Origin of the sequence: Tunturiibacter gelidiferens, from assembly GCF_013410115.1 — a bacterium.
In the GTDB taxonomy this organism is placed as follows: domain Bacteria; phylum Acidobacteriota; class Terriglobia; order Terriglobales; family Acidobacteriaceae; genus Edaphobacter; species Edaphobacter gelidiferens.
This window is the reverse complement of sequence record NZ_JACCCV010000001.1, coordinates 2209574-2234218: the sequence shown is the minus strand read 5'-3', so window position 1 is coordinate 2234218 and position 24645 is coordinate 2209574. Positions and strand designations below refer to the sequence as shown.

General features: G+C 58.5%; 25 protein-coding genes. 13 read left to right on the top strand and 12 right to left on the bottom strand.

The genetic code is table 11. The annotated features are described in order from the left end of the window. The first annotated feature begins 38 nt into the window (after nucleotides 1-38). The 4 genes from HDF12_RS09570 to HDF12_RS09555 all read left to right on the top strand — a co-directional run bounded on the left by HDF12_RS09570 (nucleotide 39) and on the right by HDF12_RS09555 (nucleotide 3828). On the top strand, nucleotides 39-518 hold the full coding sequence (locus tag HDF12_RS09570; protein ID WP_179582408.1) for a hypothetical protein: 480 nt from the start codon (nucleotides 39-41) through the stop codon (nucleotides 516-518). A 103-nt stretch (nucleotides 519-621) separates the two neighbouring features. After that, entirely contained in the window at nucleotides 622-1080 is a 459-nt protein-coding gene (locus HDF12_RS09565) for a metallophosphoesterase family protein (protein WP_179582406.1), read from the top strand. An 18-nt stretch (nucleotides 1081-1098) separates the two neighbouring features. Further along, nucleotides 1099-2298 (top strand): amidohydrolase family protein, encoded by a 1200-nt coding sequence (locus HDF12_RS09560; protein ID WP_179582404.1) that lies wholly within the window; start codon nucleotides 1099-1101, stop codon nucleotides 2296-2298. 258 nt (nucleotides 2299-2556) lie between these two features. After that, nucleotides 2557-3828, top strand: coding sequence for a choice-of-anchor tandem repeat GloVer-containing protein (locus tag HDF12_RS09555; protein WP_218892336.1), 1272 nt, complete (start codon nucleotides 2557-2559; stop codon nucleotides 3826-3828). A 69-nt stretch (nucleotides 3829-3897) separates the two neighbouring features. On the opposite strand, the gene HDF12_RS09550 is transcribed toward HDF12_RS09555, so the two are convergent. The 7 genes from HDF12_RS09550 to thrC all read right to left on the bottom strand — a co-directional run bounded on the left by HDF12_RS09550 (nucleotide 3898) and on the right by thrC (nucleotide 11261). Beyond that, nucleotides 3898-4971 (bottom strand): aldo/keto reductase, encoded by a 1074-nt coding sequence (locus HDF12_RS09550; protein ID WP_179582400.1) that lies wholly within the window; start codon nucleotides 4969-4971, stop codon nucleotides 3898-3900. 87 nt (nucleotides 4972-5058) lie between these two features. Next, nucleotides 5059-5733 (bottom strand): hypothetical protein, encoded by a 675-nt coding sequence (locus HDF12_RS09545; protein ID WP_179582398.1) that lies wholly within the window; start codon nucleotides 5731-5733, stop codon nucleotides 5059-5061. A gap of 20 nt (nucleotides 5734-5753) precedes the next feature. Further along, nucleotides 5754-6710 carry an ABC transporter permease gene (locus HDF12_RS09540; protein ID WP_348641555.1) on the bottom strand — a complete coding sequence of 319 codons (957 nt, stop codon included), beginning with the start codon at nucleotides 6708-6710 and terminating at the stop codon, nucleotides 5754-5756. Then, a complete protein-coding gene (locus HDF12_RS09535; RefSeq protein WP_179582396.1) occupies nucleotides 6707-8104 on the bottom strand; it encodes a hemolysin family protein in 1398 nt (465 codons plus the stop codon). The genes HDF12_RS09540 and HDF12_RS09535 overlap by 4 nt, the downstream gene beginning before the upstream one ends. 226 nt (nucleotides 8105-8330) lie before the next feature. After that, entirely contained in the window at nucleotides 8331-8663 is a 333-nt protein-coding gene (gene trxA / locus HDF12_RS09530) for a thioredoxin (RefSeq protein WP_179582394.1), read from the bottom strand. Between the two features lie 295 nt (nucleotides 8664-8958). Next, nucleotides 8959-9876, bottom strand: coding sequence for a homoserine kinase (thrB, locus tag HDF12_RS09525; protein WP_179582392.1), 918 nt, complete (start codon nucleotides 9874-9876; stop codon nucleotides 8959-8961). Continuing rightward, complete coding sequence (thrC, locus tag HDF12_RS09520) at nucleotides 9873-11261, bottom strand: threonine synthase (protein WP_179582390.1); 1389 nt, start codon at nucleotides 11259-11261, stop codon at nucleotides 9873-9875. The genes thrB and thrC overlap by 4 nt, the downstream gene beginning before the upstream one ends. Nucleotides 11262-11332: 71 nt before the next feature. Between thrC and modA the strand changes: the two genes are divergently transcribed. The 3 genes from modA to HDF12_RS09505 all read left to right on the top strand — a co-directional run bounded on the left by modA (nucleotide 11333) and on the right by HDF12_RS09505 (nucleotide 13595). Continuing rightward, on the top strand, nucleotides 11333-12061 hold the full coding sequence (gene modA, locus HDF12_RS09515) for a molybdate ABC transporter substrate-binding protein (RefSeq protein WP_353073925.1): 729 nt from the start codon (nucleotides 11333-11335) through the stop codon (nucleotides 12059-12061). A 93-nt stretch (nucleotides 12062-12154) separates the two neighbouring features. Continuing rightward, complete coding sequence (gene modB / locus HDF12_RS09510; RefSeq protein WP_179582386.1) at nucleotides 12155-12841, top strand: molybdate ABC transporter permease subunit; 687 nt, start codon at nucleotides 12155-12157, stop codon at nucleotides 12839-12841. A 34-nt stretch (nucleotides 12842-12875) separates the two neighbouring features. Then, a complete protein-coding gene (locus HDF12_RS09505; RefSeq protein WP_179582384.1) occupies nucleotides 12876-13595 on the top strand; it encodes an ATP-binding cassette domain-containing protein in 720 nt (239 codons plus the stop codon). On the opposite strand, the gene HDF12_RS09500 is transcribed toward HDF12_RS09505, so the two are convergent. Beyond that, nucleotides 13596-14687 (bottom strand): UDP-N-acetylmuramate dehydrogenase, encoded by a 1092-nt coding sequence (locus HDF12_RS09500; protein WP_257025448.1) that lies wholly within the window; start codon nucleotides 14685-14687, stop codon nucleotides 13596-13598. It abuts the gene before it with no gap. A 229-nt stretch (nucleotides 14688-14916) separates the two neighbouring features. On the opposite strand from HDF12_RS09500, the gene HDF12_RS09495 reads away from it, so the two are divergent. The 5 genes from HDF12_RS09495 to HDF12_RS09475 all read left to right on the top strand — a co-directional run bounded on the left by HDF12_RS09495 (nucleotide 14917) and on the right by HDF12_RS09475 (nucleotide 20338). Further along, a complete protein-coding gene (locus tag HDF12_RS09495; RefSeq protein ID WP_179582382.1) occupies nucleotides 14917-15342 on the top strand; it encodes a BrxA/BrxB family bacilliredoxin in 426 nt (141 codons plus the stop codon). 117 nt (nucleotides 15343-15459) lie between these two features. Next, nucleotides 15460-16476, top strand: a complete 1017-nt coding sequence (locus tag HDF12_RS09490) for a sigma 54-interacting transcriptional regulator (protein WP_179582380.1) — start codon at nucleotides 15460-15462, stop codon at nucleotides 16474-16476. Nucleotides 16477-16581: 105 nt separating this feature from the next. After that, complete coding sequence (locus HDF12_RS09485; protein WP_257025447.1) at nucleotides 16582-18387, top strand: DUF885 domain-containing protein; 1806 nt, start codon at nucleotides 16582-16584, stop codon at nucleotides 18385-18387. Nucleotides 18388-18424: 37 nt separating this feature from the next. After that, nucleotides 18425-19276, top strand: coding sequence for a pyrroline-5-carboxylate reductase (gene proC / locus HDF12_RS09480; RefSeq protein ID WP_179582378.1), 852 nt, complete (start codon nucleotides 18425-18427; stop codon nucleotides 19274-19276). A 78-nt stretch (nucleotides 19277-19354) separates the two neighbouring features. Further along, nucleotides 19355-20338, top strand: coding sequence for a COX15/CtaA family protein (locus tag HDF12_RS09475; RefSeq protein WP_179582376.1), 984 nt, complete (start codon nucleotides 19355-19357; stop codon nucleotides 20336-20338). A 67-nt stretch (nucleotides 20339-20405) separates the two neighbouring features. Here HDF12_RS09475 and HDF12_RS09470 read toward each other — a convergent pair whose 3' ends face one another. The 4 genes from HDF12_RS09470 to HDF12_RS09455 form a co-directional block, all read right to left on the bottom strand. Then, a complete protein-coding gene (locus tag HDF12_RS09470; RefSeq protein ID WP_179582374.1) occupies nucleotides 20406-20741 on the bottom strand; it encodes a hypothetical protein in 336 nt (111 codons plus the stop codon). A gap of 436 nt (nucleotides 20742-21177) precedes the next feature. Next, on the bottom strand, nucleotides 21178-21384 hold the full coding sequence (locus HDF12_RS09465) for a hypothetical protein (RefSeq protein WP_179582372.1): 207 nt from the start codon (nucleotides 21382-21384) through the stop codon (nucleotides 21178-21180). Further along, entirely contained in the window at nucleotides 21381-21719 is a 339-nt protein-coding gene (locus HDF12_RS09460; protein ID WP_179582370.1) for a hypothetical protein, read from the bottom strand. Before HDF12_RS09460 ends, HDF12_RS09465 begins: the two co-directional genes overlap by 4 nt. A gap of 10 nt (nucleotides 21720-21729) precedes the next feature. Next, nucleotides 21730-22326, bottom strand: coding sequence for an RNA polymerase sigma factor (locus tag HDF12_RS09455; RefSeq protein ID WP_257025446.1), 597 nt, complete (start codon nucleotides 22324-22326; stop codon nucleotides 21730-21732). Between the two features lie 140 nt (nucleotides 22327-22466). Here HDF12_RS09455 and ppk1 point away from each other — a divergent pair, with 140 nt between their 5' ends. Continuing rightward, nucleotides 22467-24632 carry a polyphosphate kinase 1 gene (ppk1, locus tag HDF12_RS09450; protein WP_179582366.1) on the top strand — a complete coding sequence of 722 codons (2166 nt, stop codon included), beginning with the start codon at nucleotides 22467-22469 and terminating at the stop codon, nucleotides 24630-24632. Nucleotides 24633-24645: the final 13 nt, after the last annotated feature.

The following is a 24645-nucleotide window of genomic DNA, read 5'->3' as shown; positions in this document are numbered from 1 at the left end:
TCGGATATGCTTGGCCTTGGAACTGTGAGGCAACACTAATGCGCAAGAGTATCGTTTCCCCTTCGACTACGACGGCAACTCCTATCAGCGATCTGTGGCGTGATCTGGAGAGGATTGCGCGGGTCGAGATCAGTTCTGAAGACGAGAAGTTCCCGATTGAACAGGCGCTGGGCAAGAAGGCAACGACGGGATGGAGAGCTGCGACTACGGGTCCGCAGGTGATCCGCCTGCACTTTGATGAGCCCTTGACGATCAAGCGGCTGCAGCTGCACTTTGTGGATAAGACTTCAGAGCGGTCGCAGGAGTTTGCGTTGTATGCGGGTGCGGGGACCGAGTTGAAGGAGATTGTGCGACAGCAGTGGACGTTTAGTCCGAGTGGTTCGACGGAAGAGATTGAGGACTACGCGGAGAGCCTGAGCGGGATTACTACGCTTGAGCTGCGGATCGATCCTGACCGGAGCCACGATCCGAAGGCGAGTAAAGAGTACGCCTCGCTGCAGAGTCTGAAGCTGGCTTAGACTCAATGACCACGACAAGATACGGGGGTCTCTCCACTGCGGCGGCAGAGTAGGCCGCCTTCGGTCCAGGTGACGTAATTTTTGCGTTCGAGAGAGTGCAGATATGTTGATTGGGGTGATCTCGGATACGCATGGATTGATGCGGCCGGAGGCTTTGGCTGCGCTGCGTGGGGTAGAGCATATTCTGCATGCGGGCGATGTGGGGGATGTTGCGGTCCTCGATGCGCTGCGCGAAATTGCTCCGGTGACGGCGATTCGTGGAAATGTGGATTTGGCCGGGGCTTGTGCGGAGCTGCCTGCGACCGATGTGGTGGAGTTAGGTGGGCAACTTTTTTATATGGTGCACTCAGTGCACGATCTGGATATCAACCCTAAGGCGGCGGGGGTAGCGATGGTGGTGAGTGGGCACTCGCATAAGGCCAAGGTTGAGGCAAAGGATGGGGTGATCTATTTCAATCCAGGGAGTGCGGGGCCGCGGAGATTTTCGCTGCCGGTTACGGTGGGGTTTGTGACGGTGGAGGAGGGGGTGGAGGCTAGTGTGCGGGAACTTTTGGTGGGTTGAATTACGTAGAGTTTGGGCATGCGCAAAATGTTCCCAATCCTTATGTTGGTTCTTTCATCCCAAAGCCTCCGTGCTCAGGACCTCGCGGTTGTTGGCGCGACGGTTTACGCGTCACCCACTGCGGAGCGAGTCGCAGACACAACGATCCTGATACGTGGCGGGAAGATTGTCTCGGTTGGTCAACATGTCCCGGTTCCTCAGGGCGTTGATGCGCTCCAATGCGCGAACTGCATTGTGTTTGCAGGCTTCTGGAATACCCATGTTCATTTCACGGAGCTGAAGTGGGTGGGCGCGGCCAGCCAGCCTGCCGACAAGCTGACGCAACAGCTGCGGGAGATGCTCACTCTTTCCGGTTTTACAACTGTTGTCGATACTGCTTCGATTCCGGACAACACCGTTGCTCTTCGTCGTCGCATTGAATCCGGAGAGGTGATGGGGCCGCGTATTTATACCGCTGGCGCGGGGCTCTTTCCGCCACACGCGCTTCCCTACTACGTGAAAGACATGCCGCCGGAGGTGCTGGCTCAACTGCCGCAGCCTGATACTCCGGCTGAAGCTGCAGCCGATGTGCGGAAGAACATCGCGGCGGGTGCGGATATTGTGAAGCTCTTTACCGGTTCTATCGTAGCTCCCGGACATATCGTCCCTATGCCGCTTGCTATTGCTACGGCGGCTGCGGCGGCTGGTCACGAGCACGGCCAGCTTGTCTTTGCTCATCCTTCGGATCTTGCGGGGACTCGCGTGGCCATGGAGAGCGGAGTGGATGTTTTAGCTCATTCCCCAGAGGCACTTGAAGGGATTGACGACGCTCTTCTTCATCAGATGGTCGCTCATCATATGGCTATGATTCCGACGCTCAAGCTTTTTTCCGGTGATTCGAACATCGCGGCGATACGGTCAGTTGTGTTCAGGTTTCATCAGCTTGGAGGGCCGCTTCTGTTCGGCACGGACACGGGCTTTCTTACCGACTATGACGTGAAGGAGGAGTATCGTCAGCTCGCGCTTGCCGGATTGTCTTACCGGGATGTGCTGGGGATGTTGACGACTGCGCCCGCACAGCGTTTTCGAGTGGCCGATCACGAAGGGCGCATTACGGTCGGTATGGCGGGCGACCTGACTGTGTTGTCGGTCGATCCGGCCACCGATCCGCTTGCATTCACGCGTGTGCTTTTTACTATTCGCGACGGAAGAGTGATCGCCTCAGCTCCGGCGCGCTAAGTGCGGCGGGTTCCCTTGAGCAAAACATCAGCCTTTGCTGCGGTCGGTGAAGCCGTCGACGTGAGTTTCGACTGCGTTCGTGGGCGATCAAGCATTCAGAAATATGCATTTGACATCAGCCCAGAAGCTAGCGCAAGCTGAACGCGTTTCAAACACTGGAGAGGCCAAATGTTGATCAACGGGGTATCATCTGCAAGTTCTCGGAGCAAGCATCCGCGCAAATTGCCGTCCGCAGTTGCGACAGTTATCGGTGTCGTTATGTTCGCGGCGTCATCCCTCTATTGTCAGACGCCGCCGGAGATTAAATACACCGTCGCTCTTAAGTTCAATGGCACCTTCAATGGAGCTCAGCCGGTCGGAGAGCTTTTTCTGGACAGCCAAGGGTTTGTGTACGGAACGACGGTTTACGGTGGCGCCGATTATGGCGAGTGCACTCCCGGGCCTGGTTGCGGTGTTCTTTATAAGTGGGGCCATGGCCGGTTTACCACTTTGCATGACTTTACGGGCCAGAACCCCAGCATCTATTTTCCTGACTCCGGCCTCATTCGTGATGCGGAAGGTAATTTTTACGGAGAGACGAACGGCGATTTTGGGACAGTCTACAAGTTGGATACGCTAGGCAATATCAATGTGCTGCATTCGTTTACTGAGCAGGAGTTTTGGCCGAGCGGCGGCCTGATTCAGGATGCGGCCGGAAACCTTTATGGCGTTACTAACGGTCGCTGCAACCCTGGCGTCGGCTGCGGGGAGGTGTTCAGGATCAATCCTGCTGGCTCTGAGACTGTTCTTTACACCTTCCCTACTGGCGGAAACGAAGGGTCTAATCCACAATCCGCTCTTGTTCAAGATGCGCAGGGAAATCTCTACGGGACTACTTCCTTCGGCGGTACCCATGCGAATGTGAATGACACTTCGGGCTCTGGCGTGTTGTTTAAATTGGCTCCGAGCGGCAAGCTGACGGTGCTTCACTATTTTAATGGCACAACTGATGGTGCCACGCCGACGAACCTTGTTCGTGACCCACAGGGCAATTTGTATGGCTACGCCTCAGCGGGAGGATGTACGTTAGCAGATGGCTGCGCCAAAGCGGGACCCAGCCTGGTGGCATGTAACGAGACAGGTGGCTGCGGCCTCGTGTTTAAGTACGATACAACTGGAAAGTTTTCGGTCGTGTACACCTTCACAGGCGGACCAGACGGGGCGAGCCCGGTTGGGGTTCCACTCCTGATTGGAAACAGCATCTATGGTGCGACTCAGTCGGGAGGCTATGACGCCAAGTCGATATGCTCCGGCGGATGCGGGGTGGTGTTCAAGCTCGATCTCAATGGAACCGAGACAGTTCTCCACGCATTCACGAGTTCCGGGGGCGACGGGTCGCTACCGTCCAGCGGACTCGTCGTGGATGCGAATGGGAACTTCTGGGGTGCGACCGCTCGAGGAGGCGCTCTCTCTGCCCCTAATCAGTCCTGCGGACAAAATATAAATATAGGTTGCGGCACTCTTTACACTTTTACGCTGACTAATCCCTAACGAGACACGAGTGACTTTTCCGGTCGATGGTGGACCGGAAAAGTCACTCTTTGAAGTCTCTGTTGAGCATCAGCCTTTGCTGCGGTCGGTGAAGCGGAAGAAGAGGGATTGCTCGGCTACGGGGGCGGCTAGTTCGTTGAGGGCGGCCATCTGGGAGTTGGAGAGGGGCGTGAAGTTCTGGGCGATCTTTACGTTTTCTTCGAGCTGGGCGATATTGTCGCAGCCGATGATGACGGTGCTGACCGGGTGCGAGAGTGTGAAGTTCATCGCGTCCTTCATGGTCATGACGCCGGGGCGATGGGCGATGGCGGAGCCCTCCCATGAGTGGCGTTGAGCGTCGAGGGACGGTGGCGTCCAGGAGGCGAGGAGACGGCCGCGCGAGGGGACCTTCATGCCGATGATGCCCATCTGCTTTTCGACGACGAGCGGGAGGAGCTTGTCGGTGAAGCTGTGGATGTGGGTGTCGGCGGCGTTCATGGCCATGAGGATGGCGTCGAAGTTGTGGCGGTTGACGGCGTCGATGAGGGCTTCGGGCCGGTAGTGGCCGGTGACGCCGAGGTAGCGGACGACCTTCTGGTCCTGCATCTCGAGGAGGGCTTCCATGGCTCCGCCTTTGGCGAAGATGGCGTCAACGTCTTCGGGCAGGCCGACGTCGTGGAGCTGCCAGAGGTCGACGTGATCGGTGTTGAGGAGTTGGAGGGACTTCTCGATCATGCGGAGGGAGCCGTCGCGGGTGCGTTCTTTGGTCTTGGTGGCGAGGAAGGCTTCGTTGCGGCGGGTCTTCATGACGCGGCCGACGTACTGCTCGCTCCATCGCTCGGGGCCGCCGTAGATGGAAGAGGTGTCGATGTAGTTGACGCCTAGGTCGAGCGAGCGCTCGATGATGGGGACGGCGACGTCGAAGTTGTCGTGCTTCTCCAAGGCAGCCTGGCCGCCAAGCGAGAAGATGCCTACCTTGTAGCCGGTCTTGCCGAGGTTGCGTGTGGGCATCGCGGTGCGGGTGCGCTCGTTGACCGGCAGAGGCGGCAGGGTGTGCGGAGTCTGCGCGGCGATCGCGCCTTTGGTGAGGAGGGCTGCGGCGGCGACGCCTCCGGTTTTAAGAAAGGTGCGGCGGTCAGGAGTAGTGGGCAGATTCTTCTTCATCGCGGAGTCCTCGGGTCAAGCCTTGTCCACGGACAGTTTAGCGTCTTCCGGGAACGGCGTCGCCCTCCGGCTACTTTTGCCAAATCTTTAGTTGGTGTCGAAGTGGACGGAGTCGAGGATCTTCTGCATGCGATGGCGGACGGCGTCGAGTTCGCGGGGGGAGATGTCCTGTACGCCGCTGACGTCGCCGCCGCAGAAGGTGTTGATGACGGCGTCGAAGCGATAGCAGGCGTTGTTGTGGGCGGTGGTGTAGATCTCGTCGCGGGATTCGGTGCAGATGCCGCCGTGCTCGTCGTAGCCGTGGGTGAACGGTATGCCGCCGATCTCGGCGCTGGAGGCGGTGTGAGGATCGCGCACGGTGGCCTGCGCGCTGCACTCGGCGGAGCTGAGGTGTGGGGTGACGCTGAAGTAGAAGAAGGCTCCGCTGAAAGTGGAGTTGGGGTGCGGGTTGAAGCCGATGCTGGCGACGGCGCGCATCTGGGTGGTGTGGGCGATGGATCGGGCGTCGAGGTTGAAGGTGCTGACCTCGGAGTCTTTGCGATTGAGCTCCCAGGCCGCGGGGACGGTGAAGGTGACTCCGTAGCGGGTGTCGTGAAAGGGGTGGGCGGGCGGCATGGTCGGCTCAACGGCCGGGGGCTTGGGTCGAAACATGGGGGGAACTGGCTCGGAGCCGGCGGATTTGGCCTGCGCCGAAGCGGCGATGGAAACGAAGACGGTCATCAGAACGGCAGTGGTGCAGCGAACGAGGGGGCTGGGTCTCATGCTTCCTTCTCTGGGCGCGGCTACTGGGCGCGCATGCGCGGGTTGGCTATAGTGTAGGCGATGTCAGTGAGGAGATTCACTACAACATAAGTTAGCCCGACGGCGAGGATGCAGCCCTGGACTAAGGCGTAGTCGCGGTTGGAGATGGCGGAGAGGGTGAGGCGGCCGATCCCGGGCCAGCTGAAGATTGTTTCGGTTACGATCGCACCCGCAAGAAGGCTGCCAAATTGGAGGCCGATGACGGTCAGAACAGGGATGAGGGCGTTGCGCAGGGCATGGCGGTAGACGACGGCGTTCTGGGTGAGGCCTTTGGCGCGGGCGGTGCGGATGTAGTCCTGGCTCAGCTCTTCGAGCATGGCGGTGCGAACCATGCGGGTGAGGATGGCGGCGAGACTCAGGCCTAATGTGATCGCGGGAAGGATGAGATGGAGGATGAAACTGGTGGCGTCGCCTGTGCCTGCTCCGGAGACGGGAAGCCAGCCGAACTGGATGGAGAAGACCAGGATCAGGATGGGGCCGAGGGCGAAGTTCGGGAAGGAGAGGCCGACGAGGGAGACGACGCCGAGGGTGCGGTCCTGCCAGCGGTTGCGATGGAGGGCAGAGGCAATGCCGGCGGGGATGGAGAGTGCGATGCCGATGAGCAACGCCGCGGCGGTGAGAGCCAAGGTGTAGGGGTAGCGCTGTAGAACGAGGTGGACGACCGAGTCATGGAGGCGGAGGGACTGCCCGAGATCGGCGTGGAGGATGCCGTGCCAGTAGTGGGCATACTGCTGGGTGAGCGGGGCGTCGAGGCCGTAGGAGTGGCGAAGGGCGTCGATGTCGGAGGCGGTGGCACCTTCGCCGAGCATCTGGACGATGGGGTCGCCGGGGACAAGGTGGATGAGGAGGAAGACCACCGAGACCACGACCCAGAGGACCGGCAGAGTGAGGAGGATACGGCGGAGTGGTCGCCAGATGGCCGCGCGATTCAGGGTCACTGGATGGCTTCCCTGCTGTCGGCTTCGTCCTGGATCTGGTTGGGCGGGGGAGCAATGTCCTCTACGATGACACGGCTGATACGGCGGCCGGCCATCTCGGCGACTTCGTAGCGACGGGCGCCATGCTCGACACTTTCGCCGACGCTGGGAATGTGGCCAAGGTTGGCGAGGAGGAAGCCGGCGAGAGTTTCAACACCGGGCTCGCGCGGGAAGGTCCAGTGGAGTTGGTTGCCGAGGTCGCGGAGGGTGGTGCTGCCATCGAGCAGCATGGCTCCGGTGGTGCTGAGGAGAGGAGATTTGCTGATATCGAATTCGTCTTCGAGTTCGCCGACGATCTGCTCGAGGACGTCTTCGGCGGTGACGAGACCGACGGTTGAGCCGAACTCGTCGACGACGATGGCGATGTGGCGGCGGCGCTCCTGGAACTCCTGGAGGAGCTCGATGGCAAGCTTGGTCTCGGGGACAACGGTGAGCTCGCGCATGACCTGGCGGAGGGTGAGGGTTGACTCGCCTTTGCCGCCGAGCGAGAGAGCGACGGTGCGGAAGTGCATGAGGCGCGAGATGTCCTTGGAGTAGACGATGCCGATGATGTGCTCGGGGCCGCTGGCGGGGTCGTAGACGGGGACGCGGGAGTGCTGCTCCTCAACGATACGGGCGGAGGCCTGCTGGAGCGGCAGGTCCGCGGAGAGAGAGAAGATACTGCCGCGAGGGGTCATGATCTCGCGGACGGTGACGTGGTTGAGCTCGATGGCGCGATGGATGATCTCCTCTTGGAAGACGGGGAGAAGGCCCATGCGGCGGGTGGCGGTGGCGATGAGTTTTAGCTCTTCGGGGGAGTGGACTGCGCCTTCGCCGCGCAGGGGGGCGCGAAAGAGCCGGAGGACGAGCGCCGCGGAGGAGTTCATCAGCTTCACGATGGGCCGGGTGAGGCGGATGAAGACGTCCATGGGACCGGCTACGGCCAGGGCAATGCGCTCAGTGCGTTGCAGTGCAAGGGACTTGGGGACGAGTTCGCCGAGGAGGACCTCGAAGTAGGTGATCAGCGAAAAAGCAAGGATGACTGCCGCGGTGTGGGCGTAGAGGACAGCATGAGGTGGCACGCGATGGAGCGGACCGCCAAGGAAGTTGAGGATAATCTCGGCGACGGCGGGCTCACCGATCCATCCCAAGGCTAGACCTGCGACGGTAACGCCCAACTGGACTGCGGGAAGAAACTCGTCGATGGAGTGTTTGAGTTTGAGGACGGTGCGGGCGCCGGGACGGCCCAGTGCGATAAGTTGCTGGATGCGAGTCTCGCGGACGCTGACCAGGGCGAACTCCGCAGCCACAAAGAAGCTGCTGGCCAGAATGAAAAAGGCCACCATGATTATGCGGAAGAGCATCCACTCGAGCATTAAGGCTTGAGTTTATCCCACTTCGTGGGGTGTATACCGGCTTCGCACTGGGCCTTCCGTTGGTCGGCGGAAAATCTCTTATCGCGGCCACCGGAAGCGTCCGACCGAAGGGGTATATCACTCACGAAGTGACTGCCTCGCGCGTAGCAAGCCTGTCCACTTTCCAGGCAAACGAAACGGCCCGCGAGCTGAACTCAACGGGCCGTCCCTTGGCGTTGCTTAAAACTTACGCCAGAACCTTATTCACGGACTTGTCGATGGTGTCCTTGGGGACGAAGCCAACGATCTGCTCGGCGACCTTGCCATCCTTGAAGATGAGCAGGGCGGGGATCCCTCGGATGCCATAGCGCATCGGGGTCGCAGTGTTGGAGTCGACGTCCATCTTCATGACTTTGAGCTTGCCCTGATAGTGAGTGGCAACCTCGTCGACGACCGGAGCGAGAGCGCGGCAGGGGCCGCACCAGGCAGCCCAAAAATCGACGAGAACGGGCTCGGTCGACTGTAGAACATCTTTTTCAAAAGTTGCATCATTTACTTCGGTGATGAACTGTCCAGCCATTTATCTTCCTCCAGAATGCTCTGCACTTTTACACCCATCCGGTGCGGCGCAGTCTTCTCTATAGTAGATGCAATTTTGAACCGGGAGTTTCAGCGAGCGAAATACCACTTAAAGAGTAAACGCCCGGACCTCTGTAAAGAGGTCAACGGGCGGCGTAGCAGCCCTCCCCAGAACTGCCCACTCGGCTAAAGTACGAGGCTTTTTGCGATTCGTAAAGAACTCTTAGGTAACAAAATGATCATTACTGATATGTTACTTGCGTATTGTAATTCCTTTTGCGAGAGAGGGATGGGTGTCAGGCTTCAAGTGCTCCCGTAGAGATCGTGGTCTGAATAACTTCAAGTGATCGGTCGCCAGCAGCCTGGCGGATGATGTCTGGAAGGACCGAGGGTCTTGCCTCCTGGGTGATGATCAGAACAGACGGGCCGGCGCCACTGAGAGCGACGCCGAGGATCGCCGGATGGCTGGCCAGGGGCAGCAACAGCGGGAGCAGAGGGCAGGCCTTCATCCGGTAGGGTTGGTGGATGCGGTCCTTCATGGCGGTACGGAGGAGATCGCCGCGTCCCTGGGCGAAGGCGGCCACAAGCAGAGCGGTTGACTGAATGTTGGCCACTACATCTTCCCTGGAGTAGGTGGCAGGGAGCAGGGCTCGGGCTTTCTTTGTGGCGAGGCTGTGGGAGGGCAGCGTCAAATTCAACCCCCAGATTATATTTTCTCCACAACTCGCTGTTGTTACTGAGTTTTCACTCATTGCGGATGCGGTCATTCCACCCAGATAGCAGGCGGCTACGTTATCGGGATGGCCTTCGCGAAGGCAGGCCTCTTCAAGGATTTGTTGTCCTGACCAGCCGAGGTTGCCAAAGTGATTTGCCAGGAAGACACCGGCCAGCAGCGCGGAGGCGCTCGAACCGCACCCCATTCCGAGAGGGATCTCGTTGTGGAGCTGGAGGTGAAGGCGGGGAGCCCTGATTGCGGCGTTGGCCAGAACGTCGATGTAGGTCGTGAAGATGAGATTGTCTTCGAGCTTGGCGCACTGGTCGGCGTCGCGACCGGTGGCGTCGATTTGGAAGGCGTCGGCAACTGTGGCGTCTATGGTGAGGTAAAGAGCCATGGCCAGGCCAAGGGCGTCAAACCCGGGCCCCAGATTAGCCGAGGTAGCAGGCAAACGGAGGTGGTAAGGTTTGGCTGGGCTTTTTGCAGTGCTTTGACTCATGCTGGTTGAGGCTGATGCATGTGGGATTCGAGGGTACGGAGAACCAGACTGGGGTCGGCGTCGAGGACGATAGGGGGCTTGCGCAGAGCCGCATGCTGGAGTTGTTCCCCGGGGCTAAGCTGAGCTTTTTCAGCATCTGAGAACAATTCGTTACGGTGATAGTCGATGGTATAAGCGGAGTCTTTGAGGGTATGGCCGGTGAGGATAAGGACGACTCGCTCCTCTGTGGAAATCTTTCCCTGGGCTACGAGCTTTTTGAGGCCGGCGAGGGTAACAGCCGAGGCGGGTTCGCAGCCTACGCCTTCGGCCCCGATCTCGGCCTTGGCGAGGGCGATCTCCTGCTCGCTGACCTGGTCGCACCAGCCGCCGGTGGTCCGGAGGGCGTTGACGGCCTTACGCCAGGAGGCTGGGTTGCCGATGCGAATGGCGGTGGCGCGGGTGTTGGCAACGACCGGCGTAAGGCTTTCGCCGCCGTTCTCCTGCAGGCTGCGGTAGAGCGGGTTGGCGCCTTCGGCCTGAATGATGCTGATCTTGGGAGTGCGCGGGATGAGACCAAGCTCGCGCATCTCGGCGAAGCCTTTGGCCAGGGCTGAAGAGTTGGCGAGATTGCCGCCGGGAACGATGACGTGCTCGGGAACCTGCCACTCCATCTGTTCGACGAGTTCGAAGGCGGGCGTCTTCTGGCCTTCGAGGCGGTACGGGTTGACGGAGTTGAGAAGGTAGATGGGGAACTGTTTTACGAGTTCGCCGAGAATTTTGACGCAGCCGTCGAAGTCAGTCTTGAGCTGGATCGTAAGAGCGCCGTAGTCCATCGACTGCGAGAGCTTGCCCCAGGCGATCTTGCCCTCGGGGATAAAGACGATGCTGCGGAGGCCAGCGCGGGCGGCATAGGCAGCCATGGCTGCGGAGGTGTTGCCAGTGGAGGCGCAGGCTACCCACTCGAAGCCACGTTGGGAGGCGACGGAGAGGGCCGCGGTCATGCCGGTGTCCTTGAAGGAGCCGGTAGGATTCATGCCCTGGTGCTTGGCGAGGAGCCAGTCGATGCCGGCGGCTTTGGCGCAGCGAGGAAGATCGTAGAGAGGCGTGTTGCCCTCACGGAGGGTAATGACTTTTTCGAGGTCGTCGACAATGGGCAGCAGGTCGCGGAAGCGCCAGACGCCGGATTGGTCGACGGGCATGGTAGACGATCGGCGCTCCTGCCAGAGCCAGCGGAGGGCGCTGGGATTGGGAAGTCTGCTGTCGGGACCGGCTGCGGCGTTGGTCCACGAGTAGACCACTTCATAGAGACCGTTGCAGAGCGGGCAGCGAAAGTTGCTGCTGACCTCATCCTTGCCGATGACGGTCGTGCATTCGGTGCATCTAAGGTGATGTGTTGCTACTTTCATGGTTGCTACTAGCCTATCGTAAAGGTCGAAGTGCGTCTGCGGCCTTGGTGTGCCTTGTTGTGTGTCTGGGCGTGGTTTTGGGCGGTCAGCATGCCTGGGGACAGAAGGAGCTACGGGTGGCGGCGGCGGCGGATCTGCAGCCGGTGATGCCTGTGCTGGCGCAGGAGTACGAAAAGGGGACGGGCGTGAAGCTGGTGGTTAGCTTTGGGTCGTCGTCGACGCTGGTGACACAGATTTTGAATGGCGCTCCGTTTGATATCTTTCTGGCGGCGGATTATGTGTTTCCAGAGAAGGTTGTGATTGCCGGGCTGGCAGATGGGGGCGAACCAACGGCTTACGCGAAGGGCACGCTGGTGTTGTGGACCCGGAAAGACTCCGGCCTGCTGCCGCTTAGTCTGGAGACGCTGTCTGATCCGCGAGTGAAGACAATCGCCATCGCGAACGAGTTGCATGCGCCCTATGGGCGCGCGGCGGCCGCGGCGCTGCGAAATATGAAGCTCTACGACAAGTTAGCCCCGCACTTTGTGGTGGGAGACAATATCTCGCAGACGGCGCAGTTTGTGGAGTCCGGCAATGCGCAGTTGGGGCTGATATCGTTGACGGCGGCTAGTACCGAACACTTCAAGGAGATCGGGACCTACGTGCTGATGCCGACCTCGCAGTATCCGGCGATACGACAGTGCGCGGTGATCATGACAAAGTCGGACCGAAAGGCAGAGGCACATGCTTTTCTGGACTGGATGTTGTCTTCGGAGGTTCAGGGGAGTTTGAGCAAGTCGGGCTTGGGTGCGGTGAAGTAAGCGGTTCAGCGCGGGTTAGCCGTCGAGACGAACGGTGAAGGGTCGTCGACAGCATTCGAGTGTGCAGACTCGAGTGTCATAGACTGGCGCTGTATGGATTTTGAGGCGCTCTGGTTGACGTTGCGGCTGGCAGTCGGGACGACGGCGATTCTGCTGGTGGTAGCGTTGCCGCTGGCGTGGTGGATCGCGTCAGGACATGGGGCTGGGCGTGCTTTCGTGCAGTCGATAGTGGCTCTGCCGTTGGTGTTGCCTCCGACGGTGCTTGGGTTTTATCTGTTGATCGCGATGGGTCCGCTGACCGCGCCGGGAAGGCTCTTGATGCGAGTCTTTGGGCATCCTTTGGCGTTCAGCTTTGGCGGCCTGCTGGTGGGGTCGATTCTCTACAGTCTGCCGTTTGCAGTGCAGCCGTTGGTGGCAGGGTTTCAGGCAGTGGATCGAGGATTCGTCGAGGCGGCGGCGGGGCTGGGTGCGAAGCCGACCAAGGTGTTCACGACGGTGGTGCTGCCGATGGCGCGCGCTTCCCTGCTGACGAGCGCAGTACTGACATTCACGCACACGGTGGGCGAGTTCGGCGTGGTGCTGATGCTTGGCGGCAATATCCCTGGGGCGACGCGGACGTTGTCGATTTCGCTCTACGATCTCGTGCAGGACGGAAACTATGCGGCTGCGAATCGGACGGCGCTGGTGTTGATCGGGTTTGCGACGGTGGCGCTGCTGACAATCTATCTTCTGCCCTCGATGCGGAAGGTGGACGGAAGGCAGGCTGACATTGTCCGATAGTCTGCCGTGTGAATCGCCGGAGCGAGTGCTGACGATGAGTATGGAACATCGGGTCGGAACCGTCTCGCTGAATGTCAGGTTCGCGTTGATCAAACCGTGGACGGTGCTGTTTGGGCCGTCCGGGAGCGGCAAGACGACCCTGCTGAGGGCCATTGCCGGCTTTGTGCGGCCGGATGCGGGATCGATTGTGCGAGGAGACCGTGTGTTGGTGGATCGGGCCTCGGGTGTGTTTGTTCCGCCATACCTTCGACCGGTGAGGAGCGCAGGGCAGACGGCCCGGCTCTTCCCCAATCTGACCGTGCGGTCGAATGCGATTTATGGCATTGGATGGAGAGATAAACCTGACGACGCCAGTAAGGTTGTTGACGAAGTCATCAGTTTATTCGGCTTGGGGGAGCTGGTGAATCGAAAGCCACATGATCTGAGTGGAGGGGAGAAGCAGAGAGTCTCGGTCGCACGCGCAGCAATCTCTGCGATCACTTACGAAGGAGCCGGAGCAGCGTTGTTGTTGCTCGATGAGCCATTCTCTGGACTGGACTACGCGATGCGAGATGGACTTGTCGACGGATTGCGGGAGTACCTGGGGCGGTGGAAGACGCCGGTGCTTTCGGTGACACACGATGTTGGGGAGGCGTTTCAGCTTGGAGCTGAAGTGATCAGGATCGCGGAGGGAGAGATTGTGAAACAGGGGCCGGCGGCGGACGTGCTGGCGGAGGAACGTCGGCGGTTAATCGGGCAGCTTCGCGAGCCGTAATCACTCGCCGGGCTGCACCGGCTCCTGTTCAAGGTGAACACCAAATTTCCGCTCTACGCCCTCGACCACAGCGTCGCGAAGTGCAATCAGTTCGGCAGCCTTCGCGCCGCCCAGGTTCACCAGAGCGAGGGTATGGCGGGAGGAGATTGCTGCCCGTCCCATGGCAAAGCCTTTGTAAAACCCGGCCCGCTCCACGAGCCACGCCGCAGGTAGCTTCACCATGCCATCACCCGCCGGATACTGCGGAACCTCATCGGGCCTGCAACCGGCGCCGAGAGCGACCTGCGAAACAACGGCAGAGGGAACCACGGGGTTCTTGAAGAACGAGCCGGCGCTTCTCCCATCCGCTCCCCCCTGTCCCACCAGCATTCCCTTCTGCTCGCGGATCGAACGGACTGCATTGTAAACCTGGCGAAGCGTGGGCTTCTCCCCTGCTTCGAGCGTGGCCGCGAAGTATCGCGAGAGATCGGCGTACCGCAGTGCGGCCTCTCCCCCGGGCCGCAATCTATAGGTCACAGCCGTTACGATGTATCGGCCGCGCTGCTCCGTGTTGAAGAGGCTGCGCCGGTAGCCGAAGCGGCAGGCTGTGTGATCCAGATCCACAAAGTTTTGGCTCTTGAGATCGTAGGTACGAACCTTGACGATGGTTTCGGCAACCTCCTGCCCGTACGCGCCGACGTTCTGGACCGGAGTGCCGCCGACATCGCCGGGAATGCCCGCCAGGCACTCGATGCCGGCATACCCGCGATCGACGGCGTAGAGCACAACATCGTCCCAACTCTCGCCTGCGCCGGCTTCGAGAAGAACACTCTCGCCTTCGTGCAGCTCCCGTCTGGAGATCGGTACGCCAACCCGCATCACCACGCCGTCAAATCCAGCATCGCTTATCAGCACATTGCTTCCGCCGCCCAGAACGAACAGCGGCATACCTCGATCCCGCGCGAAGGAGGTTGCCTCTACCACCTCATCCTCACTCGCCGCCTCTATAAAGAAGCGGGCCGGACCCCCTATCTGAAGCGTGGTGTAGGGGGCAAGCGGAACGAACTCGCGGAGGTCGATCATGGGACGCAGCACCGCTTGAGAGTACAACATCGCCCGGCTACTGGGATTTGACACACCTGATACCTTCAAATGGTGGTTCGCTTTGGCGCTAGCTCCTTCCCAGGTGAAAAGGTCCACTCGAAGTCCAGAGCTATCTGTTTTGTTTCGAATACTTTGCGTACTTTTTGCCGGGGGTGGGGTGCAAGGCTCGTAAGTAGAACGTAGAATCGAAACAAGCGCGGCTTTTACCCGCGAGCAAAAGGGTTAAAGGGAGAGTGTTATGTATCCAGAGATTATGGTGATTCCGATGCGCGAGGAGCTGACGCGCGCTGGGTTGACGGAGGCCCGCAGTGCGGCCGAGGTGGATGCAGCAGTTGCAAAGCCGGGAACAACGATGGTGGTGGTGAACTCCATCTGCGGTTGTGCAGCCGGCAAGATGCGTCCGGGAGTTCGTCTGGCGATGCAGCATAGCGCGAAGCCCGATCATTCCGTCACGGTGTTCGCAGGCCAGGACCGCGAAGCAACCGAGAAGGCGCGCAGCTACTTCGGCGGACATCCTCCGACGTCGCCGGCGATTGCGATTCTGCGCGACGGCCAGCTCGTTTACCTGATGCAGCGTTCGGCAATCGAGACCTCGACCGCTCCGGCGATTGCCCAGGAGCTTCAGCGTGCGTTCGATACCTACTGCGCGCCAACGACTGCATAAGCTAGGAAGTTGTTGAAATCTAAAAGCCGGAGACTCGCTGCTGTATCGAGCGGTCTCCGGCTTTTTCGTGTCTTCGGACTCAACGGAAGGCGAATTGTGCCGATGTAAGAGACAGCCATGTCGATCACACGATCTGATTCCTCCATCTTCATTGATCCTTCTCATGGGCTTGTCGAAGAGCCATGGCCCGAGGGGAACGGTCTCGAGATTGTGGGCTCGAGCGCGGAGATACGGCGGCTGCGTTTGCAGGTGCGACGGATCGGCCCGCACTTCCGAACGGTGCTGGTCCATGGCGAGACCGGGACCGGCAAGGAACAGGTGGCTCGTGCGCTGCATGGAATGAGCCACGCTGCCGACGGCCCGTTTGTGGTCTGTCACGGAGCCGCTCTTGAAGAAGCAGTCGCCGGACGCCTGCAGGAGAACGATGGGGGCTTGGACCACTCCGATGCAATCTGTTGTCTTACCAGGATGGCGCACAGAGGGACGCTCTTTCTCGATGGAATCCACGAGATGCCGTTGCAGACACAGCTTCGTCTGCTACGCCTTCTGCGACGTTTCGACTCGACGCAGAAGCAGCAGGAAACATGCAGGCACGACCTCCGGTCCGATCTGCGGATGATTGCCGCAACAAGCGAAAACCTGAAGATATTAGCTTCTGCCGGACGATTTCAGCAGGAGCTCTACCAACGGTTTGCCACGGTGGAGATTACCCTGCCACCGCTGCGGGCTCGCAGAGACGATATTCCGGATCTGACGAAACATTTCATGTGTCAGCTTGCGCCGCTTTACAAGAAAAAGATGCCCGCTGTGTCTGAGCAAGCGATGGAACGCATGCAGAGGTACAACTGGCCGGGGAATGTGCGGGAGCTGAAAGGCATTGTGCAGAGCAGCCTATCGCGAGTTGAGGGCGACGTACTCGAATCGCATCATCTTCCCGCGCTGGCTGAAGAGACAACGCTCATAAGAGAGGGAACGACAGAAAGTTTGCGGCTGGAGGATGTGGTCGAGCACCACGTACTTCGCGTGCTGAAGGACTGCGGTGGCAACAAGGTGCGCGCGGCGGAGATGCTGGGGATCAGCCGCTCAACGCTCTACAGGATGCTGGATGCCTCGGCATCGGCGGTTTTGCAATAAACCTCATCTTGGTATTGCTGTGAAAAGCGCTTCAGTAGAAGCGGCAGACGGAGTGCAGATGCTCCGCTCGCCACGATAGACTGAAGGTCAAGGTTGAGGACAGATATGACGAGATTGTGGCTGGGTCGCGCAGGTGGGTGGGTGCTTGTTTGCTGTTTGAGTGTAACGCCGAAGATGGTGCAGGGTCAGTTGACGGCTGCGGCGTCAACCGCCACTTCGATTGCGGGACAGAGCAAAGCGTTATCCACACTCTTCACGCAGATCTGGGAGGACCGGCTGAAGCGCTCGCCCGAGTTTGCTTCCTCGATCGGAGATAAACGCTACAACGATCAATTGACGGACTATTCGACCCAGGCGTTGAACGCTGCGCTGGCACGCGGACGCGAATACATTCGAAAGCTTTCGGAGATCGATACGACCGGGCTGACAGATCAGGAGAAGCTGTCGGCAGATCTGATGCTGCGTCAACTGATCGAGGAGCAGGAGGCGGCGAAGTTCAAAGAATGGGAGATGCCAGTCAACCAGTTCTACGGCTTTCACACCGAGCTTCCGCAGCTTCCGAACCGGCTTCAATTTGACTCGGTCAAAGACTACGACGACTACATTACGCGGCTCAAAAAAGTTCCGAATGCCTTCTCGCAGATCATGACGAACATGCAGCTGGGAGCGGACGAAGGCCGGGTGCAGGTGCAGTATCTGATGGAGAAGGTGCTGGTGCAGACTCTAGCGCTGGCGAATCAGAAGGCGGAGGAGAGTCCGTTTGCGCAGCCTCTTAAGAAATTTCCGAAGACAGTAAGCGCGGCTGAGCAGAAGCGGATTTCAGCGGAGACGATCGACGCGATCTCTGCTGACGTATTTCCATCGTACAAACGCTTTGCCGGATTTCTGAAGGCCGAGTACATTCCAAACTCGCGCAAGGAGATCGGGGCATCAGCGTTGCCGGACGGAGATGCCTACTATGCGTTTCGGATTCGACAGAGCACCACGTTGAGCAAGTCCGCCGCTGAGATCCATCAGATAGGGCTCGACGAGGTGAAGCGCGATGAGGCCGAGATGCTGACGATTGTGAAGAGCCTTGGCTTCGCTGATATCAAGAGCTTGAGTGCCGCGCTGAAGTCCAATCCAAAGGAGCACCCTGCCTCCGCCGACGCTCTTATTGATGACTACAAGGGATACATCGCTGGAATGAAGCCGAAGCTGCCGGAGCTGTTCGGCCGTCTCCCGAAGGCTCCACTGGAGATTGTGCCGGTGCCCGCGTATATGGAGAAGGATCAATCGGCTGCTTACTACGACAACGGTACGCCAGATGGAAGTAGGCCGGGCCGAGTGTATGTCAACGAGTATAACTTTGCGGAGCGCTCGCTCGCCCCAGTTGAAGCGGTGTCGTATCACGAGGGCATTCCAGGGCACCATCTGCAGATCTCGATTGCGCAGGAGCTTACCGGGATTCCGGAGTTTCGAAAGTACACCTACTACACGGCTTATACCGAGGGCTGGGGACTGTACAGCGAGCGGCTTGGTAAGGACGTCGGGTTCTACAAGGCCCCCTACAGCGACTATGGCCGGCTGGAGGCGGATATCTGGCGCGCAATCCGGTTGGTCGTGGATACGGGCGTGCACTCGCAGCACTGGACGCGGCAGCAGATGGTCGATTACTTTCACGATCACTCGGCCATTGACGAGACGAATATCCAGGCTGAGGTTGATCGCTACATAGCGTGGCCGGCGCAGGCGTTGGGCTATAAGATGGGACAACTGAAGATCCTCGAGTTGAGGGAGCGCGCGAAGACGGCGCTAGGCCCAAAGTTTGATATCAAGGCGTTTCATGATCAAGTGCTCGACTCCGGCGCGCTTCCAATGGACGTACTGGAGCAGCGCGTCGACGCCTGGATCGCCGCAGAGAAAAAGTAGGCTGCGTGGAAAAAGCGCTGTCTGATAGCCTTTGAAGATGAGCGAGAGCTATGAAGTGATGGTTCCGGCTCCGGTGATGCCGGGGCTGCGGGTAGCAGTTTTGGGCGCAGGAAAGATGGGCGGCATTCTGCTGCAGGCCTTCTTGAAGAACAACCTGCTTGCGCCTGAGCAGATCTTTGCCACAGTGCAACACGCGGAGCGAGCGCAGGCGTTGTCGGCGCAGTTCGGCGTCGAGGTAACGACCGACAACCTTGCCGCAGCGCAACAGGCAGATGTGATTCTGCTTGGAGTAAAGCCCACACAGGTGCCCGCGTTGATCGAGGAGATCAGGCCTGCGCTGACTCCGAAGAAGACGGTGCTGTCGTTTGCGGCTTCCGTAAAGACGCGCAGTATCGAGGACGGCGCGGGATGCGAACTTGCTGTAATCCGCGCAATGCCAAACACTCCGGCGATGCTGGCTGCGGGTATTACGGCGCTCTGCGGCGGGCGGTTCGTCTCGGCTGAACAGATGGCAATGGCGCAGAAGATCTTCCAGACGGTTGGCCGGACTGTTGTGGTCGATGAAAAGCACATGGATGCGGTGACCGGTCTTTCAGGTTCTGGGCCCGCGTTCCTCTACATCATCATCGAGGCCCTTGCCGAGGCGGGAGTGAACGTAGGGCTACCGCGCGATGTGGCTACTCTGCTGGCCGCGCAGACGACTCTGGGTTCGGCGAGGATGGTGCTTGAGACTGGATACCATCCCGCGCTACTCAAGGACGCTGTGACGACACCTGCCGGGTGCACGGTGGATGGCATTCTGGAACTCGAGGAGGGTGGACTGCGCGTGACCTTGATCAAGGCTGTAAAGCGAGCGACCCAGCGGGCGAAAGAGTTAGCGAACGGATAGTCCTGGTTCGTTCTTCGCGTGAAAGCGCACGACACCCGCGATTGAAACGGCGGCGTCAAAGCTGCGTAGAATGATGATATGGCTACGGCTGGAACGGTAAAGACGCCGGACGGTTTGAAAACGACGAGGCTTGAAGCGTCTCGAGCGCTGGTGCGGTTTGCCTGGGGTGTGGTCGGCTACAACGTGCTGGTGATCCTTTGGGGAGATCTGGTGCGGGCTACAGGTTCCGGCGCCGGATGCGGGAACCACTGGCCGCTTTGCAATGGTCAGGTGATTCCGCTGTCGCCGCGCATCGACACGGTCATTGAGTTCACTCATCGGTGCATGACCGGCGGTTCGACTTTTCTTGTCGTTGGGCTACTGATCTGGACGTTTCGGGGAACCCTGAAGGGGCAGGCAGCACGAGGGCTAGCAGTCGCGTCTATGGTATTACTGCTGAACGAAGCGTTCCTCGGCGCGTTGCTGGTCAAGTTGGGGTATGTCACGGGCAATCAGTCGATGGGACGAGTGGTTGTGCTCTCAATTCATCTGAGTAATACTCTGTTACTTCTCGCCGCATTGACGCTGACGGCGCGGCTGTTGGGGACTAGACAACGATGGGCTGAGTTAAGGGTAAGCGGAGCGAGAAAGCTGTGGGCATTGCTGGGGCTTGGGGCAACGCTGGTTGTCGGTGTGAGCGGGTCGCTTGCAGCTTTGGGAGATACATTGTTCCCTGCTTCCTCTCTGCGGGCGGCGTTCACACAGGACTTTGCAGCGGGCTCTCCCTGGCTTTTACGGTTGCGAGGTGTACATCCGATCAGCGCAGTGATTGCAGCAGCATTCGTACTTTCGTTGACGGGACAGGCCAGGCGCGCGGGCGCGAGTCGCATCGCCGGGTTGGTGCTATCTTTTCTTTGCTTACAGTTCGCACTTGGACTAGCGGACGTTCTGCTGCTGGCGCCAGTGTGGATGCAGATCCTGCATCTGCTGGGAGCCGATCTCTATTGGGTCACACTGGTGACGCTTGCAGCTATGGTGATGTGGCCACAACAATCCCCAAGCAGAGCGTGCACCGCCGATTGAACGGCTACCTCTGAGCCCCTTCGATGAAACAGAGGCTCAAAGAGATAGCGCTATTGGGCAAGCGGAGCTACTGCGGAGTTGGCTTGCCTGCGATCTTATCGCCGACCTTTTCGGTTCCGTGAGCAGCGTCCTTCGCCGCGACCTTGGTGCCGTGACCAATATCCTTACCTGCGGTCTTGGTTCCTTCAGCGGTTTTATCGGCCGCTGTCTTCGTCCCGCTGACGGTCTTGTGATAGACCTTCTTCGTTCCGGTGGCGGTCTTTTTGGATCCGGTAGCGATAGCGTGACCTGTATCTTTGGTTGCGTCTTTTGTGTCAGTTCCGGCAGCCTTCAGGTCGTGCCCGGCGCTATCCTGAGCGAGGGCGAAGCTGGCTGAAGTGGATACAGCGAGCGCGGATGCCAAAATGATAAATCCTAGTTTTCTAACGTGCATATTTCTCCTTTTGAGGTTCACATAAACCCCCTTACGGATAGAGTATCGGTTCAGGAAAAGCGATTCATAACGACACGGCGTCCGGCTCTCGGATCCGCCCAGCGAAGCGAATCGTATAAGAGCCCGCGCAGTGTCGAATAGGCACGCTGATCGAGTCACGGTGGCTGAAAAATCGCTGTTGAATATTTGCAACGTTCGAGAGGTGATCAGTTCGAAGGTCAGATGGCCCGTCTTGAACGGCTGCATAAAGCGATCTTCTTTAAAACTATACAGACATTCGAAGCCGAAGGTGAACGTCTGAAACGCAGTAGAACTGACGGCGTAAATTTTCTTGGAAAACCAACGCAAGCATTGGCTGGATTCTTGGATAGATGATCGGAACCGGTAAGGGAAGAATTCTTGCCATTTAGTCAGGTCTGCGGAGTTGCTGGTTTTTGATCAAAAGCTCTGCGACCAGGCGATGAAGACGAGCGTTCTCCATCTCGAGTTCGCCGAGGCGGTCCTTGAAGTGGGCGGCGGACTGTCGACTGTAAATCGAGGAAGAGGATTGCCTAAAACCGCCAGGCTCCGCATCTTCTTCAGTGTCGATGCGACTTGTTTCGATCTCGTTCATATCTGCGTCTCCGCGTGTGAAGCGAAGGGCGCGCGGCCGCAACGCACACCTTTACGAAACTTCTCGCGATCCTCGGGTGTCATGTGATCCCAGCGATCTTTCATGCGTTGTCTCCAACGATTGCGGCCTCCCCCGCCATGCCGGTGAAAGCCTCCGAACAGAATTTTGCTGAGCAAAAACAGGCCGAGGCCCTGCCAAAAGGTGATCATGTGCCATCCAAAGATCGGCGGCATAAGAACGTTCCACAGGCTCTTGATCAGGAAGCCAAGCGCTGCGCTGGCAACTACGGAGAATAATGCGATTTTTACCACTTTGATTGCTGGATGATGCCCCATATATGACTCCTTATTTCTTAGCAAAATCTTCGTAGATCAACTGCAGTCTTTGGCGCAGATGCGTGACGGCATAGTGCTTGCGCGAAAGCAGAGTGTTGACACTGAGACCAGTTTCGGCGGATATCTCTTTAAAGCTCTGGCCCTGCAATTCATGAGCGATGAATACCTCTCGCTGCGCTTGCGGCAACTCTTCAAGAGCTTCTTCCAACGCATCGAGGAGTAAATTCCTTGCATAGGCTGCTTCAGGTCCCGCGTCGGCCGAAGGAAGCAGGTCTTCGAGTGTGTCCCCATCCTCTTCGACGGACGCCGGGCTGTTGAGCGAGGCGGGCTTTTTTCTACGGAAGAGATCGATCATCCGATTCCGGGCCACACGAAAGAGCCACGCAGTCACATGCTCTACGGGCTTCATCAGACGATAGGCCTCAAGAAGTTCATAAAAGACGTCTTGAAGGATGTCCTCCGCTTCGCCAGTGTCGGCGACATGTTTACGGATGAAGCTTCGCAGCCTGGGTCTGTCTCTCTCCAGCGCCTGAGAGATGAGCTGGTTCTGCTCGATAATTGTCCAATTGCCCGGAATCTCACTCATCTGTAGGTGTAGACGGATCAAGCGCTTGAATATTTTATGGCCACGGATTTTGTTTTGCGTCCGTTTGCGGGTATGAGAGGACCACCGAGGGCGCAACCGCCGATATTTCTCGGTTCTTCATACTTGGGATTCATACCATTGCGGTAATCTTTTAGACCTCTATGACTTCTACGAAGCGAACTGCCGGAAGCTCTGCCAGTGCCAAAAAAGCCGCCGCGAAGGTGGTCGAGAATCTTTTTTTCAGCCGCGACGAGTCCTGGATGCGTTTCAACCAGCGTGTACTCGAAGAAGCGCAGGACGAGACCAATCCACTTTTGGAGCGAGTAAAGTTTCTGGCCATCACTGCGAGCAACCTGGATGAGTTCGTGGAGATCAGGGTCGCTGGCTTCCTCCAGCGGATCGAGGATGGTTACAATCTCGCGCAGCCACCAGATGAGGGTGGACTCACCCCGCAGGAACGTCTGGATGGATTGATGGAGCGAATTCATCTATTCGTAATGGCGCAATACCAGTGCTGGAATGAACAACTGTTACCAGCGATGCAGGCAGCAAAGATTCGTGTGCTGCGGTGGAGTCAGCTGAACGATGCGGCACGGAAACAGGCGTTGGATTTCTACGACAATGAGGTCGATCCTCTGTTAACCCCTGTGACCATCGATCCTTCTCACCCTTTTCCGCGAGTGCTGAACAAGGCGCTCTGCATAGGTCTCCTGCTGAGACATAAGCGGCGTGGCCTGAAGGCTGCGACGGCTCTGGGCGTGGTGACCGTACCTCGCGCCCTCCCGCGACTGGTCCCGTTTAAGAGCGCAGACGGAAGCTGCGACTTCATCCTTTTGCATGAGCTGGTCGAGTCTCAAGTAGAGCGGATGTTTCGTGGGTACGAAGTACTGTCTCGGTCGGCGTTTCGAGTCACGCGCAACAGCAATCTCTATATGCAAGAGGAAGAGTCGCGCTCTGTTCTGGAAAGTGTTCGCGCGGAGTTACATAATCGACGCAAGGGCGATGCCGTCCGGATGGAGATTGAAAGTTCCGCTGTCGAAGAGATGGTCGAGCGTTTGCGGATCAACTTCGAGCTCGAGCCGGAGCAGGTCTTCAGGACCGACGGACCCGTAAATCTTTCGCGCCTGATGAATCTTTATTCCGAAGTGAAGCAGCCCCAGCTGAAGTATCCAGCATTCGCTGCGAAAGAGTTCAAGCTGAGCGCAAAGTCCACCGATATCTTCGACGAACTGCGGAAACGGGATGTGATGTTGCATCATCCCTTCGATTCGTACAAGACCGTTGAGGAGTTTATCGAGGCCGGAGCGCAGGACCCCAGTGTGATCTCGATGAAGCAGACACTCTATCGCACAAGCAAAGACTCGCCTATCTTTACTGCTCTTACCGACGCCGGACAGAGTAAGGAGGTGACTGTCGTCGTGGAATTGATGGCACGCTTCGACGAAGACTCGAACATCCGCTGGGCACGAGAACTGGAGGACGCAGGTGTCGGGGTATTTCACGGCATTTTCGGTTTGAAGACCCACTGCAAGCTGTCCCTTTTGGTGCGGCGCGATCCCGATGGCGTGGTGCGACGGTACGCGCACTTGGGAACGGGGAACTATAATCCTGTCACGGCGCGTTTTTACACCGATATCAGTCTCCTGACCTCGAAGCCGGAGTTAACGGGCGAGGTGCAGAAGGTCTTCAATTACCTCACCGCTGAAACCGAGTCAGAGTCCTATAAGCCTCTCCTGGTCGCACCGTTGACACTCGCCGACGGCCTTGTCGCGCTCGTCGAAAGAGAGGCGGCCCATGCCAAGGCCGGTCGCCCTGCATCCATCATCGCCAAGATGAACGGCCTACTAGATCGGCGAACGGTAGAGGCCTTATATGCAGCTTCGAACGCTGGCGTCGAGATCGACCTGATTGTTCGCGGAATGTGTTCCCTAAGGCCCGGCCTCAAGGGTGTGAGCGAGAGAATTCGGGTGCGAAGCATCGTCGGACGCTTTCTCGAACACAGTCGAATCTTCTGCTTCGCGAACGGCGGCAAGGAAGAGGTCTACTGCGGAAGCGCCGACTGGATGCCCCGAAATCTGATCGAACGATGCGAGGTGGTATTTCCGGTAGCCCAGCCAGACCTCCACAAACGGCTGCGCGAAGAGATTCTGGCCGCCTATCTAGCGGACAACACCAAGGCAAGACTCCTACGGTCGGACGGCGAGTATGAGAGGGCTCCGAAGACGGGAGCTCCGTTCAGTGCACAAAACTATCTGATGGGAGTAGCCGATGGCGCAGACGAGAAGGTTCCCGAAGCTGCGAAACATGAAAAGATTACAACTCATTAGTGCTTCGCAAGTC